The sequence below is a fragment of the Oleiphilus sp. HI0132 genome, assembly GCF_001635845.1.
On record NZ_LWGJ01000954.1, the window covers coordinates 1 to 455 of the forward strand.

The window sequence follows — 455 nt, forward strand, 5'->3', positions numbered from 1 at the left end:
TCACAAATTCTACTGATTCACTGTAGACATTCTTCTCTCGCCCAGATAATTTATATCCACAATAGTTTTACCTCACCGTTATAATAATGATTGGAGTCTCTATATGAAGATGTTGAAATTTGGTTTGATACTGCTTGGTTTACTGTTCTCAGTGTCGAGCACCTTAGTATCAGCTGAAGAAGGCAAAAGAAAAATAAAAGCAGAAGATCTTGTCGAGGCGCCAATTGCGGACAGCGCTGTAGACCTTAACCAAGTGAGGCGGGGTAAGGTTACTGAGGAGCAAGCGATCGCGCAGCTTAAATATATGATGGTGCAGGGTTGGATGCGCATGGAAAAGAACTTGCTTGAACGTGGTGAGTTTTTACCTTTTGGGATGGTACTTTCCCCGCAGGGTGAATTTAACGTGTTAGCTATTGAGCACCAAAATCTTGTTAAAAAGGATTTTCAACTAGCCT

General features: G+C 41.5%; 1 protein-coding gene. It reads left to right on the top strand.

Features of this window, described 5'->3' with window-relative positions; all coding sequences use genetic code 11:
• Window positions 1–103: 103 nt before the first annotated feature.
• On the top strand, window positions 104–455 hold a 352-nt coding region (locus A3766_RS10680), incomplete at its 3' end, for a hypothetical protein (RefSeq protein WP_156508867.1).